We start from the raw sequence: 13,329 nt of genomic DNA on the forward strand, positions 1-13,329 counted from the left end.
ATCACAAAGAGGATCACCCCATGCTGCTTCAAGCTTCCCTCCCCACGCGGCTGCTGGCCGCCTTCCTCCTGGCTTGCACGCTGTCCGCCTGCGGCGGCAGTGACAACAACGGCGGCGGCTTCCCGCCCATCATCACGCCGCCCCCGCAGCCCCAGCCCGAAACCGGTGTGAAGCCCGAAATGCGCTGCGCCCCTTGACGCGCGACTTCATGAACAGCCACGACAAGACCATGAATTCACGCCGCAAATTCCTCACGGGCACCGCCACCACCGGCGCTGCCGCCCTCGCACTCTCGGCCTTCCCGCCGAGCATTCGTCGCGCACTGGCCATTCCGGCGAACAACAAGACCGGCACCATCAAGGACGTCGAGCACATCGTCATCCTGATGCAGGAGAACCGTTCGTTCGACCACTACTTCGGCACGCTCATGGGCGTGCGTGGTTTCGGCGACCGCTTCACGATTCCGCTGCCGGGCGGGCGCAACGTCTGGCAGCAGGCCGACGAAACGGGCACGCCCGTGCTGCCCTACCACCTGGACCAGACCAAGGGCAACGCACAGCGCGTGGCCGGCACGCCGCACGACTGGAACGACGGCCAGAACGCCTGGGACGGCGGTCGCGCCTACCAGTGGGTCAAGTACAAGAAGACCGGCACCGCGCCGTACACCCAGGCCATGGGCTACCTCGAGCAGGCCGAGCTGCCGTACCAGTTCGCGCTGGCCAATGCCTTCACGCTGTGCGACGGCTACCACTGCAGCATGCACACGGGCACCAACTCGAACCGCATGTTCCACTGGACCGGCACCAACGGCCCCACGGGCGCGGGCGTGGCCTCGGTCACCAACGAGTGGGACGACAGCTACACGCCGCCGTCGACCACCGGCTACGAGTGGAAGACCTTCCCCGAGCGCCTGCAGGCGGCCGGCATCACCTGGATCGTGTATGAAAACATGCGCGACAACTTCGGCGACAACCCGCTCACCGGCTTCAAGCAGTACCGCCAGGCCAGCGAGGCCTCGGGCAAGCCGATCAAGAACACCGGCCCGGTGCCGGCCTACGATCCGGCCAGCGACGACGTCGGCAACCCGCTGTACAAGGGCATCGCCAACACCATGCCCGGCGCCAACGTGGAGGAGTACCTGAACACCTTCCGCAACGACGTGAAGAACGGCAAGCTGCCGCAGGTGTCGTGGATCGTCGCGCCCGCCACCTATTCGGAGCACCCCGGCCCGTCGAGCCCCGTGGAAGGCGGCTGGTACATCCAGGAAACGCTCGATGCGCTCACCGCCGTGCCCGAGGTGTGGAGCAAGACCGTGCTGATCATCAACTTCGATGAGAACGACGGCTACTTCGACCACTACCCGTCGCCGGCCGCGCCTTCGCTCAACCCCGACGGCTCGGCCGCGGGCAAGACGACGCTGCCCGAAACCGACATCGCCTTCGAGCGCTTCACGCACCCCAAGCCGCCGGGCACCGTCAAGCAGCCCGCGCCAGACGGTCGCGTGTACGGCCCCGGCGTGCGCGTGCCGATGTACATCATCTCGCCCTGGAGCCGCGGCGGCTGGGTCAACTCGCAGGCCTTCGACCACACCTCGGTGATCCGCTTCATCGAGACGCGCTTCGGCGTGAAGGAGCCCAACATCAGCGCGTTCCGCCGCGCGGTGTGCGGCGACCTCACGAGCGCCTTCAACTTCGCCACGCCCAACAGCGAGGCACTGCCCACGCTGGCCGGCCGCACGACCAAGACGCAGGCGAACGACAAGCGCGCGGCACAGGAAGCCCAGGCGCAGGTGCCCATGCCTGCCGACCCGCAGCTGCCGCGCCAGGCCGCTGGCACGCGCCCCTCGCGCGCCCTGCCCTACGAACTGCACGTGAGCGCACGCAACGACGCCACCAGCGGCAAGGTGCGGCTCGTGTTCGCCAACACCGGCAAGGCCGCCGCCGTGTTCCATGTGTACGACAAGCTCAACCTGGAACGCCTGCCGCGCCGCTACATGGTCGAGGCCGGCAAGACGCTGGACGACACCTGGAACGCGATGGTCGACAACACGGGCTTCTACGACCTGTGGGTGCTCGGGCCCAACGGCTTCCACCGCCATTTCCGCGGCGACCTGAACAGCCTGCGCGCCGGCGATGCGCCCAACCCCGAAGTGCGCGTGTGCTACGACATCGCCAACGGCAATGTCTACCTGCAGATGCTCAACGGCGGTCGCAACGCCTGCAAGTTCACCGTGCGTCCCAAGGCCTACCGCACCGACGGCCCGTGGACCGCGACCGTGGCCGGCGGCACCTCGGCCGAGCAGCACTGGGAGCTGGCCGCCAGCGGCGCCTGGTACGACTTCGAGGTGACCTGCGACGCCGACACCAGCTACTACCGGCGCTTCGCGGGCCGCGTGGAAACCGGCCGGCATTCGGTCAGCGACCCGGCCATGGGCACGGCCCGCGCCTGAGGCCGGGGTGACACCATGAGCTCCCGCCGCAGCTTCCTCACCGGCACCGCCACTACTGGTGCCGCCGCGCTCGCACTCTCGGCCTTTCCGCCGAGCATCCGACGCGCCCTGGCCATTCCGGCCAACAACAAGACCGGCACGATCAACGACGTCGAGCACGTCGTGATCCTGATGCAGGAGAACCGTTCGTTCGATCACTACTTCGGCACGCTCGCCGGCGTGCGTGGCTTCGGCGACCGCTTCCCCATTCCGCTGCCCAAGGGCCTCAACGTCTGGCAGCAGAGCGACGCCGACGGCAACGTGGTGCTGCCGTACCACTTCGACAGCCGCAAGGGCAATGCGCAGCGCGACGGCGGCACGCCGCACGACTGGGACGACAGCCAGCAGGCCTGGGGCGGTGGCCGCATGCACGAATGGGCGCGCTACAAGACGCCCAAGGCCATGGGCTACCACAAGCAGGCCGAGGTGCCGTTCCAGTTCGCGCTGGCCGATGCCTTCACGCTGTGCGACGCGTACCACTGCGCCATGCACACCGGCACCGACGCGAACCGCTCGTTCCACATCACCGGCACCAACGGGCCGACCGCGCAGAACGTGGCCTTCGTCACCAACGAGTGGGACTGGCTCGACGCCACCCCCAGCAAGGTCGACACCGGCTACACGTGGAAGACCTATGCCGAGCGCCTCGAAGACGCCGGCGTGAGCTGGATCTGCTACCAGAACATGCCCGACGAATGGGGCGACAACATGCTGGGCGCGTTCCGCCAGTTCCGCCGCGCCAACCGCGCATCGCCCTACCCGGTGACGAGCGGCTACTACAAGGCACCGTTTTCCGACACAGGCCAGAAGCTTCCCTTCCACGCCTACGACGCAGCCAGCGACAACCCGGGCAACCCGCTCTACAAGGGCATCGCCAACACGCTGCCCGGCGACAAGCCCGAGGACTACCTGGACGCGTTCCGGCGCGACATCAAGGCCGGCCGCTTGCCGAAGGTGAGCTGGATCAACGCACCCTCGGCCTACTGCGAGCACCCGGGGCCATCCAGCCCGGTGCAGGGCGCGTGGTTCATCCAGGAAATCCTCGATGCGCTCACCGCCGTGCCCGAGGTCTGGAGCAAGACCGTGCTGCTGGTCAACTTCGACGAGAACGACGGCTACTTCGACCACATGCCCTCGCCGTCGGCGCCCTCGCTCAACTCCGACAAGACGCCGGCCGGCAAGACGACGCTCGCCGCCGACGCACTGAAGCCCGAGTACTTCACGCAGCCGGCGCCCGACGGCAGCACCTCGCAACCCGCGCCCGACGGCCGCGTGTTCGGCCCCGGCCCGCGCGTGCCGCTGTATGTGATCTCGCCCTGGAGCCGCGGCGGCTGGGTCAGCTCGCAGGCCTTCGACCACACCTCGGTGCTGCAATTCCTGGAAACGCGTTTCGGCGTGAAGGAGCCGAACATCTCGCCCTTCCGGCGCGCGGTGTGCGGCGACCTCACGAGCGCCTTCAACTTCGCCACGCCGAACACCGAGGCCCCGCCCCAACTCGCAGGCAAGTTGAGCCGAACGGATGCCGACAAGGTGCGCAACGACCAGCAGGCGCTGCCGCAGGTGCCGCTGCCGACCGACCCGCAGCTGCCGCGCCAGGCCACCGGCACGCGGCCGTCGCGCGCCCTGCCCTACGAGCTGCACACGAGCGCCAGGGCCGACACCCTCACCGGCACCGTGAAACTGATCTTCTCGAACACCGGCAAGGCGGCCGCCGTGTTCCATGTGTACGACAAGCTCAACCTCGACCGCCTGCCGCGCCGCTACATGGTCGAGCCCGGCAAGACGCTCGACGACAGCTGGGCCGCGGCCACCGACAACAGCGGCTTCTACGACCTCTGGGTGCTCGGCCCCAACGGCTACCACCGCCACTTCAAGGGCGACCTCAACCGCCTGCGCGCGGGCGGCGTGGCCGCGCCCGAGGTGCGTGTCTGCTACGACATCGCCAACGGCAACGTGTACCTGCAGATGCGCAACGACGGCAAGGCCGCGTGCAAGTTCACGGTGCGCGCCAAGGCCTACCGCGACGACGGCCCGTGGACCGCGACGGTGAACGGCGGCGCGCAGGCCGAACAGCACTGGGAGCTCGCCGCCAGCGGCCAGTGGTACGACTTCGCCGTCACCTGCGACAGCGACCCGGCCTTCTACCGCCGCTTTGCCGGCCGCGTGGAAACCGGCAAGCACACGGTCAGCGATCCGGCGATGGGCTTGCCCGACCTTTGAAGACGTAGGCATGATCCTCCCGCGCCCGCCAGTGGCGCGGGGGAATTCATGCACGCCAAGGTCATTCGGTACTTCGTCGAGGTGGTTCGCGCGGGCTCGATCCGCAAGGCGGCCGAGCAGCTGCACGTGGTGCCCACGGCCGTCAACCGGCAGATCCTCAACCTCGAGGAAGAACTGGGCGCGCCGCTGTTCGAGCGCATCCACAACACGCTCAAGCTCACGCCCGTGGGCGAGATCGTGCTGGCGCATGCGCGCGGCACGCTGCGCGAGTTCGACCTCGTGCGCCAGCGCATCGAGGACGTGCGCGGCCTGCGCCAGGGCGAGGTCACGCTGGCCACCACGGCCGGCCTGGCCGACGCCTTCCTGCCCGCTGTGGTGCAGCGCTTTCGCGCCGCGCACCCGGGCATCCAGCTCAAGCTGCTCGGCCTGCCCATCGCGGCCGTGCTGCGCAGCGTGGCCGAAGGCGATGCCGACCTGGCGCTGGCCTACGACGTGCCCGGCACGGCCGGCTTTCGCACGCTGTTCAGCAGCGAGTGGCCGATCGGCGCGGTGGTGCCGCCGGGCCATCCGCTCACGGCGCATGCGACGGCGGTGCTGGCGGAGTGCGTGGGCTACCCGCTGATCCTGCCCGCGCCCTCGCTGTCGATCCGCCCGATCCTCGACGCCGCGTTCGAGCGCTCGGCCATCCGCGTGTCGCCGGTGGTCGAGACCACCTCGACCGCGCTGATGCGCCGGCTGGTGCGCGACGGCGGCGGCATCACGCTGCTGAACCGCCTGGACGTGGACGAAGAGCGCAACGACGGCACGCTGGTCTTCGTGCCGCTGCGCGACACCACGCTGGGCGCGCAGACGCTCACGCTCGAGACCCGCGCCGCGCAGCCGCCGAGCGCCGCGGCCGAGCTGTTCGCGAACCATGTCGTGGCCTGCCTGGACGACCTGCTGGCGCCCTGAAACCGCGCGCATCCGCTCTGGCAGCCCTTGCGATGACCGTCCACTTTTTGTGCACAGGGCGCGTCATTTATTGACTTTGCATGTGCAAAGACATCGCTCCTAGACTGCCGCGCCGGTTCATCGGCAGGAAAGGTTCCCATGTTCTCGAACGATAAAAAGACCCCCGCAGGAGACGGCGAAGGGGTCGACCAGAAGCTTCCGCTCGCCCGTTGCGGCGCATTGAGCCTGCAGCACGTGCTCGTGATGTACGCGGGCACGGTGGCCGTGCCGCTCATCGTGGGCGGTGCGCTCGGCCTCTCGAAGGCCGACATCGCCTTCCTCATCAACGCCGACCTGTTCGCCGCCGGCATTGCCACGCTGGTGCAGGCCATCGGCTTCTGGCGCTTCGGCATCCGCATGCCGGTGATGATGGGCGTGACCTTCGCGGCGGTCGGGCCGATGATCGCCATCGGCATGGACCCGTCGCTCGGGTTGCCCGCGATCTACGGCGCGACCATCGTGGCGGGCGTGTTCGGCATGCTCGTCGCACCGCTCATGGGGCGGGTGCTGGGCGTGTTTCCGCCGCTCGTCACGGGCACGGTCATCACGCTGATCGGCGTGTCGCTCATGGGCGTGGCCATCAACTGGGCCGCCGGCGGCCAGCCCACCGCGACCCGCATGATCGACGGCGTGGCGCACGCAGTGGCCAACCCGGCCTACGGCGAGCCGGTGAACCTGGCGATTGCCGCGGCGGTGCTGGCGGTGATCATCGCGATCACGCGCTTCGGCAAGGGCCTCATCGCCAACATCGCGGTGCTGCTGGGCATCGTGTTCGGCGTGGGCGTGTCGCTGGCGCTCGGGCGCATGCACTTCGACGGGCTCGAAGAAGCGAGCTGGATGGCCGTGACCACGCCCTTCCACTTCGGCCTGCCGCGCTTCGAGCTCACGGCCATTGCCTCGATGTGCATCGTGATGCTCATCACGCTCGTCGAATCGACCGGCATGTTCCTCGCGCTGGGCGAGATCACCGGCCGCAAGGTGACGACCGACGCGCTCACGCGCGGGCTGCGCGCCGACGGGCTGGGCACTGTCATCGGCGGGGTGTTCAACACCTTCCCCTACACCTCGTTCTCGCAGAACGTGGGGCTGGTCACGGTGACGGGCGTGCGCTCGCGCTACGTGGCGGCGGGCGGTGGCCTGATGCTGATTGCGCTGGCGCTGTTTCCGAAGATCGCGCACATCGTGGCCTCGGTGCCGCAGTTCGTGCTCGGCGGCGCGGGCATCGTGATGTTCGGCATGGTGGCGGCCACGGGCGTGCGCATCCTGGGTGCGATCGACTATGCGCAGAACCGCCACGCGCTGTACGTGATCGCCATTTCGATCGGGCTCGGATTGATCCCCACGCTGTCGCCCAATTTCTTCCAGCACTTCCCCGCCTGGACCCATCCGCTGACGCACAGCGGCATCGTGCTGGGCACGCTGGCCGCGGTGCTGCTCAATCTTTTCTACAACGGCGTGCTGTCGAAGGAACGGTCCTTCGCGATGGCGGCGCGCACTTCGCACGGCTCCGAATGACTTTTCAACATCCATCTTCTTCCTCGCAACCGCAGCAGCGCCCGCCGCTGCTGATCGTCCGCCACGCCGACGTGCTCGTCACCATGGACGCCGCCCGGCGCGAGATCGCCGACGGCGCCGTGGTGATGGACGGCCCCGCCGTCGCCTGGGTGGGCGCCACGGCCGAGCTGCCGGCGCCGTACCTCGACGCGCTGTGCAGCGGCCAGGCCGAGGCCATCGACATGCACGGCCACGTCGTGATGCCGGGGTTGGTCAACACGCACCACCACATGTACCAGAGCCTCACGCGCGCCGTGCCCGAGGCGCAGGACGCGGAGCTCTTCGGCTGGCTCACTCACCTGTACCTGCTGTGGGCGCGGCTCACGCCCGAGATGATCCGCGTGTCGACGCAGACCGCCATGGCCGAGCTGATGCGCTCGGGCTGCACCACCACCAGCGACCACCTCTACCTGTTCCCGAACGGGTCGCGGCTCGACGATTCGATCGAGGCCGCCGACGCCATGGGCATGCGCTTTCACGCCGCGCGCGGCAGCATGAGCGTGGGCCGCAGCGCCGGCGGCCTGCCGCCCGACGAGGTGGTGGAGACCGAGGCCGCGATCCTGCGCGACAGCGAGCGGCTCATCGACCGCTGGCACAACCCCGCGCGTCATGCGATGCGCCGCATCGTGCTCGCGCCGTGCTCGCCGTTCTCGGTGTCGCGCGACCTGATGCGCCTGTCGGCCGAGCTGGCACGCGCGCGCGGCGTGTCGCTGCACACGCACCTGGCCGAGAACGACAACGACGTCGCCTACTCGCGCGAGAAGTTCGGCATGACGCCGGCCGAGTACGCCGAAGACCTGGGCTGGGTGGGCCCCGACGTGTGGCACGCGCACTGCGTGAAGCTCGACGACGCCGGCATCGCGCTCTTCGGGCGCACCGGCACCGGCGTGGCGCACTGCCCGTGCTCGAACATGCGGCTGGCCTCGGGCATCGCGCCCATCGGGGCCATGCGGCGCGCGGGCGTGCCCGTGGGCCTGGGCGTGGACGGCAGCGCGTCGAACGACGGCGCGCACATGCTGGGCGAGGCGCGCCAGGCCATGCTGCTGCAGCGCGTGGGCTACGGCCCCGCCGCCATGACGGCGCGCGAGGCGCTGGAGATCGCCACGGTCGGCGGCGCCCGCGTGCTCGGGCGCGACGACATCGGCGCCCTCGCACCGGGCATGTCGGCCGACCTCGTGGCCTTCGACATGCGCGGCGTCGACCACGCAGGCGCGTGGCACGACCCGGTCGCGGCGCTGGTGTTCTGCACGCCGGTGGCGGCGGCGCTGAGCGTGATCGACGGCGTGGTCCGTATCCGCGACGGGCGCTTCACCGGCTTCGAGCTGGCGCCGCTGCTGGCCACGCACCGCGACCTGGCGCGCACGCTGTACGAAAGCGCGCGGCATCCGCACACCGCCTGAAAAAGCGGTGCGCCGTGCGCGTCAGCGGCGCATCGTGTCCAGCTGCGTGACGGGCGCTGCGTTGTTGCCCCACGACCCGCGGATGTAGGTGAGCACCTCGGCCACCTCGGTGGCGTCGAGCGCGTGACCGAACGGCGGCATGCCGTAGGGGCGCGGGTTGCCGGCCGTCGCGGGCAGGAAGCCGCCGTGCGCGACCACCTGGATCAGGTTGGTGGGCCGCGCCATCGTCACCGCGCGGTTGCCCGCGAGCGGTGGGTAGGCCCCGGCCGCGCCCTGGCCCTGGTCGCCGTGACAGTAGGCGCAGCGCTGGTCGTAGATTCTTGCGCCGCGCACCATCGCGCCGGCGTCGCGCCGCAGCGGGGCGGCGGGGGCCTTCTGGGCTTCGGGCGCGTCCTGTTTCACGGCCTCGGGCAGGTCCTTCAGGTAGATCGCCATCGCGCCCAGGTCGGCGTCGCTCAGGTACTGCGTGCTGCGGAACACGACGTCGGCCATCGGGCCCATCACCGAGCCGCGCGGGGAGGTGCCCGACTTGAGCAGCGCCACGACATCGGCCGCGGGCCAGTCGGCCACGCCCGCTTCGTGCGGATCGGCGAGCGAAGGCGCGTACCAGTTCTCCACCGCGATGAGCCCACCCGAGAGCCCGAGCTTGGTTTCGGTCGCGCCCAGCGAGTTGCGGCTGCCGTGGCAAGCGATGCAGTGGCCCAGCCCGCCGACCAGGTAGGCGCCGCGGTTCCATTCGGCCGGCTTGTTCGCGTTGGCCACGAAGGGCTGTGGCTTGAACGAAAGCGCGCGCCACACCGCGAGCGCGGCCTGCGTGTCGTACGGAAAGCGCAGGCGGTGCGCCTGGTTTTCCGTGGCGGCGGGCGCCACGCTGCGCAGGTAGGCGTAGAGGGCGTCGGAGTCCTCGCGCGTGACCTGCGTGAAGTTCGGGTACGGGAAGGCCGGGTACAGCAGGCGCCCGTCCTTGCTGCGGCCGTTGTGCATGGCGCGCCAGAAGTGCGCGCTGCTCCAGCCGCCGATGCCGTGCGTCGCATCGGGCGTGAGGTTGGTCGCGTAGATGGTGCCGAACGGCGTTTCGAGCGGCACGCCGCCCGCATAGGGCTGGCCGCCGCGCGTGGTGTGGCAGCCGGCGCAGTTGCCCGCCAGCGCGAGGTAGCGCCCGCGCTCGACCAGCTGCGGCGTGGCGTCGAAGGCTTCGGCGCGTTCGGGCAGCGGGTCTTCGCCGCGCAGGTTCAGCGCCAGCACGACGCCGGCCAACACGGCCGCCAGGGTGACGAGGCCCAGCAGGGCCCAGCCGAAATGTCTCAATCGCGCGGTCATCGGGTTCTCAGGGTTTCGCTGCGGTCGGCATGCCGCCGCAGGTGACGGGCAACGGCGCGGGCAGCGAGGCGGCCGGGCGGGTGTCGGCCGGCATCGGCTGCACGGCCAGCCAGCTGGCCACGGCGTTGATGTCGGCGGTGGTCATGCGCTGGCCGATCTGCGCCATGCAGTCGGGCGCGGGCGCGTGGCGCTCCTTGGTGAGCCAGGCGCCGAGCTGCGACGACACATACAGCCGCGGCAGACCCAGCAGACCCGGAATGGCCGGCTGCACGCCCGTGAGCGCGGCGCCGTGGCACTGCACGCAGGCCGGGATGTTGCGCGCCGCATCGCCTTCGAGCGCCAGCTGGCGGCCGCGGCGCAGCTGCTCGGGCGAGGCGTCGCTCTGCGGCGAGATCGCCGCGTACGGCAGCGACAGGTTCGCGAAGTAGTCGGCCATCTCGCGCAGGTAGTCGTCCGACAGGTGCTGGACCATGTAGGTCATGTCGCTGTTGAAGCGGCGCCCGTCGCGAAAACTCACGAGCTGGTTGAACAGGTAGCCCGCGGGCTTGCCCGCCAGGCGCGGGAAGAAGCCGGCGTTGGTGGTGGCGCCCTCGCGCCCGTGGCAGGCGATGCAGGCGGCCACGCGCTGTTCGATGGTGTCGGGCACGGTGGTGGTGGCTGCGCGCGTCATGACAGGCGCAAGCGGCAACAGCAGCGCCAGGGCCAGCGCTGCGCGATGGAGCACGGCCTTCATCACGTGCCTGCCGCGAAATGCGCCAGGGCCAGCAGGCCCGCGATCAACAGCAGGGCCATGCACAGCCCCACGCCGATCAGCGGCAGGATGCCCAGTTGGGCGGTCCGCTTGTCGGCGTCGGCCCGGCGGCCGCCCAGCCCGATGAAGCTCCAGAGTACGGCGCGCACCGCGCGCATCAGATTGAACATGGCTCCACTGTCGCGCAAACGGGTCAAAAAAAACAGATGCAGATCCAGCTCGATTCACCATATCAGATTAGAGTCCCCGCGAATGACAACGGCCCCCCGATGAAGCGTTATGAAGCCCTGGCCTCGGACATCGAGGCCTCGATCCGCAACGGCACCCTCAAGACCGGCGACCGCCTGCCTTCCGTGCGCCACACGGGCAGCAGCCGCGGCGTGAGCGCCTCCACCGTGTTCCAAGCCTACTACCTGCTGGAGGCGCGCGGGCTGGTGCGCGCACGCGACCGCTCGGGCTACTACGTGGCCGGCGGCGGCCTGCGCGACGCGCCGCCCGAGACCACCCTGACCTCGCGCCCGGCCGAAGGCCCGCGCGCGCTCGAGGTGAGCGACCAGGTGTTCGACATCCTCGAAGCCAGCATGTCGCGCCAGGTCGTGCCCTTCGGCTCGGCCTTTCCGAGCCCGCTGCTGTTTCCGCTGGCGCGGCTGGGCCAGTTCATGGCGGCCAGCGCCAAGTCGCTCGACCCGTGGCGCACCGTGGACGACCTCACGCCCGGCAGCGCGGCCCTGCGCCGCCAGATCGCGCTGCGCTACCTGGCCGACGGCCTGCCCGTGCCGGCCGAGGAGATCGTGGTCACCAACGGCGCGCTCGAGGCGCTCAACCTCTGCCTCTCGGCCGTCACGCGGCCGGGCGATGCAGTCATCGTCGAGTCGCCCACCTTCTACGCCGCGCTGCAGGCGCTCGAACGCATGGGCCTGCGCGCCATCGAGGTGCCGACGCACCCGGGTGAAGGCATCGACCTCGACGCGCTGGCGCAGGCCATCGCCGCGCACCAGCCGACCGCCTGCTGGCTCATGACCACCTTCCAGAACCCGCTCGGCAGCCTGATGCCCGACGCGAAGAAGAAGGCGCTCGTCGAACTGCTCGCGCGCCATGAGTTGCCGCTGATCGAGGACGACGTGTACGCCGAGCTCTACTTCGGCGAGCGCCGCCCGCCGCCGGCCAAGGCCTTCGACACGCAGGGGCTGGTGCTGCACTGCTCGTCGTTCTCGAAGAGCCTGGCGCCCGGCTACCGCATCGGCTGGGCCTCGGCCGGGCGCTTCGCGCGCAAGGTGGCACGGCAAAAGCTCACGACCACGCTCAGCACCTCGGTGCCCGCGCAACTGGCGCTGGCCGACTACCTCGAGAAGGGCGGCTTCGACAAGCACCTGCGCAAGCTGCGCCAGACGCTGGCGATGCAGCAGGCCACCTTCGCGCAGGCCGTGGGACATTACTTTCCGGCGGGCACACGCGCCACGCGACCGCTGGGCGGGTACTTCCTGTGGGTCGAGCTGCCGCCGCAGGTGAATGCGCTGGAGATCCATCGCCTGGCGCTGGAGCGCGGCATCAGCGTGGCGCCCGGGCCGATCTTCTCGGCGACGCGCGCGTTCGCGAACTGCCTGCGGCTGAACTACGGGCATGCGTGGGATGCGCACAGCGAGCAGGCCTTGCAGACGCTCGGGCGACTGGTCGCGGACGCGGCCTGAGGTCGGTGAAGGTGTCGCCGATACTCGGCCGGTTCGCCTTGAATTCAAACAGGAAGACGCGATGAAGACTCCACCCCGGCCCTTCGCCCACGCGCTCATGGTGGGCGCCACCGCCGCCCTGCTGACCGCCTGCGCGGCACCACCGTCGACACCCGGCGAGTGGTCGCCGCAGCCACCCAATCCGAACGCGCCCTACCCGGCCGAATCGCGGATGAACGGAGAGCAAGGCATGGTGCTGCTGCGCGTGCGCACCACGCCCGACGGCCTGCCGGCGAGCGTCGAAGTAAAGGAATCGAGCGGCCACGCACGGCTGGACCGCTCGGCCGTCGAGACCGTTCGCACATGGCGCTTCAAGCCGACGCCGGACGACGGCACGGTGGTGTGGCGGGAAGTGCCGATCCGGTTCTTCATCACGTCGCCGCCGCAGCAGCCGACGTTCAATTAGGAGGTGGTGCGTTGTGAACGACCTTCGTGGGCTCGATGCATCAAACGCATCGCATCCGAGGCATGACCTGCATGCATGAAATCGACTTTGACTTGGTGGGCAAGCCGCCCGACTTTCCTCAACGATGCGAAGCCTTCATCTGCGAGGGCTTCCGCGCCGATGGCAAGACCATTTGCACGGCCAACCGGACCTATGTGAAGTTGGGTGGCAGGTGGTACAGCCTGGCTCTCGAGATTCAAGCGATCGTATGGAGTGCGTACAGCGAGCAGCCACAGCCATGGCGTATTGAAGAGGAGGCCTGGGACTACCCCCACGTCGACGTAGGATCGATGGCCCGAGTCATCGGCCAAGACCTGACCGATATCAAGATGGACGCGCTTCCGTCAGGAAGCCGCGTCTTGTTCCGATTCGCGAACGACCAGACGATCGAGATCTCTTCGTCCGACGATGTGAGTTCGTACGCGGTCGGTTAG

12 protein-coding genes are annotated in these 13,329 nt (G+C 69.4%); 9 read left to right on the forward strand and 3 right to left on the reverse strand.

What is annotated here, in order from left to right; genetic code table 11:
- The first annotated feature begins 20 nt into the window (after positions 1 to 20).
- From CY658_RS32785 to CY658_RS15820, 6 genes are all read left to right on the forward strand, one after another.
- Entirely contained in the window at positions 21 to 197 is a 177-nt protein-coding gene (locus CY658_RS32785; RefSeq protein WP_180288492.1) for a hypothetical protein, read from the forward strand.
- Positions 198 to 229: 32 nt separating this feature from the next.
- Positions 230 to 2,449 (forward strand): phosphocholine-specific phospholipase C, encoded by a 2,220-nt coding sequence (locus tag CY658_RS15800; protein ID WP_101491311.1) that lies wholly within the window; start codon positions 230 to 232, stop codon positions 2,447 to 2,449.
- Positions 2,450 to 2,464: 15 nt separating this feature from the next.
- Positions 2,465 to 4,708 (forward strand): phosphocholine-specific phospholipase C, encoded by a 2,244-nt coding sequence (locus CY658_RS15805; protein WP_101491077.1) that lies wholly within the window; start codon positions 2,465 to 2,467, stop codon positions 4,706 to 4,708.
- A gap of 48 nt (positions 4,709 to 4,756) precedes the next feature.
- Complete coding sequence (locus tag CY658_RS15810) at positions 4,757 to 5,659, forward strand: LysR substrate-binding domain-containing protein (protein ID WP_101491078.1); 903 nt, start codon at positions 4,757 to 4,759, stop codon at positions 5,657 to 5,659.
- Between the two features lie 138 nt (positions 5,660 to 5,797).
- Positions 5,798 to 7,213: a nucleobase:cation symporter-2 family protein gene (locus CY658_RS15815; protein ID WP_101491079.1), complete on the forward strand. Its 1,416-nt coding sequence runs from the start codon at positions 5,798 to 5,800 to the stop codon at positions 7,211 to 7,213.
- Positions 7,210 to 8,652, forward strand: a complete 1,443-nt coding sequence (locus CY658_RS15820) for an 8-oxoguanine deaminase (RefSeq protein WP_101491080.1) — start codon at positions 7,210 to 7,212, stop codon at positions 8,650 to 8,652. Before CY658_RS15815 ends, CY658_RS15820 begins: the two co-directional genes overlap by 4 nt.
- A 21-nt stretch (positions 8,653 to 8,673) precedes the next feature.
- Here the strand turns inward: CY658_RS15820 and CY658_RS15825 are convergent, their stop codons facing one another.
- Genes CY658_RS15825 through CY658_RS15835 form a run of 3 tightly spaced genes read right to left on the reverse strand, consistent with a single transcriptional unit; the run spans position 8,674 to position 10,893 of the window.
- Positions 8,674 to 9,972: a c-type cytochrome gene (locus CY658_RS15825; RefSeq protein ID WP_101491081.1), complete on the reverse strand. Its 1,299-nt coding sequence runs from the start codon at positions 9,970 to 9,972 to the stop codon at positions 8,674 to 8,676.
- A gap of 7 nt (positions 9,973 to 9,979) precedes the next feature.
- Entirely contained in the window at positions 9,980 to 10,705 is a 726-nt protein-coding gene (locus CY658_RS15830) for a c-type cytochrome (protein WP_101491082.1), read from the reverse strand.
- Positions 10,705 to 10,893 (reverse strand): DUF2970 domain-containing protein, encoded by a 189-nt coding sequence (locus CY658_RS15835; protein WP_056573062.1) that lies wholly within the window; start codon positions 10,891 to 10,893, stop codon positions 10,705 to 10,707. The genes CY658_RS15830 and CY658_RS15835 overlap by 1 nt, the downstream gene beginning before the upstream one ends.
- Positions 10,894 to 10,992: 99 nt before the next feature.
- On the opposite strand from CY658_RS15835, the gene CY658_RS15840 reads away from it, so the two are divergent.
- From CY658_RS15840 to CY658_RS15850, 3 genes are all read left to right on the forward strand, one after another.
- Positions 10,993 to 12,411, forward strand: a complete 1,419-nt coding sequence (locus CY658_RS15840) for an aminotransferase-like domain-containing protein (RefSeq protein ID WP_101491083.1) — start codon at positions 10,993 to 10,995, stop codon at positions 12,409 to 12,411.
- Positions 12,412 to 12,472: 61 nt separating this feature from the next.
- The gene (locus CY658_RS15845) at positions 12,473 to 12,856 is read left to right on the forward strand and encodes an energy transducer TonB (protein WP_257884885.1); all 384 of its coding nucleotides are present in this window, start codon (positions 12,473 to 12,475) and stop codon (positions 12,854 to 12,856) included.
- A gap of 71 nt (positions 12,857 to 12,927) precedes the next feature.
- Positions 12,928 to 13,329: a hypothetical protein gene (locus tag CY658_RS15850; RefSeq protein ID WP_143713696.1), complete on the forward strand. Its 402-nt coding sequence runs from the start codon at positions 12,928 to 12,930 to the stop codon at positions 13,327 to 13,329.

It is taken from the genome of Variovorax sp. RO1 (assembly GCF_002849325.1).
Taxonomy (GTDB): Bacteria; Pseudomonadota; Gammaproteobacteria; order Burkholderiales; family Burkholderiaceae_C; genus Variovorax.

Bases quoted from the DNA above. Each gene is read 5' to 3' on its own strand.
- CY658_RS32785 (WP_180288492.1), top strand. From the start codon at position 21: ATGCTGCTTCAAGCTTCCCTCCCCACGCGGCTGCTGGCCGCCTTCCTC.
- CY658_RS15800 (WP_101491311.1), top strand. From the start codon at position 230: ATGAATTCACGCCGCAAATTCCTCACGGGCACCGCCACCACCGGCGCT.
- CY658_RS15805 (WP_101491077.1), top strand. From the start codon at position 2,465: ATGAGCTCCCGCCGCAGCTTCCTCACCGGCACCGCCACTACTGGTGCC.
- CY658_RS15810 (WP_101491078.1), top strand. From the start codon at position 4,757: ATGCACGCCAAGGTCATTCGGTACTTCGTCGAGGTGGTTCGCGCGGGC.
- CY658_RS15815 (WP_101491079.1), top strand. From the start codon at position 5,798: ATGTTCTCGAACGATAAAAAGACCCCCGCAGGAGACGGCGAAGGGGTC.
- CY658_RS15820 (WP_101491080.1), top strand. From the start codon at position 7,210: ATGACTTTTCAACATCCATCTTCTTCCTCGCAACCGCAGCAGCGCCCG.
- CY658_RS15825 (WP_101491081.1), bottom strand. From the start codon at position 9,972: ATGACCGCGCGATTGAGACATTTCGGCTGGGCCCTGCTGGGCCTCGTC.
- CY658_RS15830 (WP_101491082.1), bottom strand. From the start codon at position 10,705: ATGAAGGCCGTGCTCCATCGCGCAGCGCTGGCCCTGGCGCTGCTGTTG.
- CY658_RS15835 (WP_056573062.1), bottom strand. From the start codon at position 10,893: ATGTTCAATCTGATGCGCGCGGTGCGCGCCGTACTCTGGAGCTTCATC.
- CY658_RS15840 (WP_101491083.1), top strand. From the start codon at position 10,993: ATGAAGCGTTATGAAGCCCTGGCCTCGGACATCGAGGCCTCGATCCGC.
- CY658_RS15845 (WP_257884885.1), top strand. From the start codon at position 12,473: ATGAAGACTCCACCCCGGCCCTTCGCCCACGCGCTCATGGTGGGCGCC.
- CY658_RS15850 (WP_143713696.1), top strand. From the start codon at position 12,928: ATGCATGAAATCGACTTTGACTTGGTGGGCAAGCCGCCCGACTTTCCT.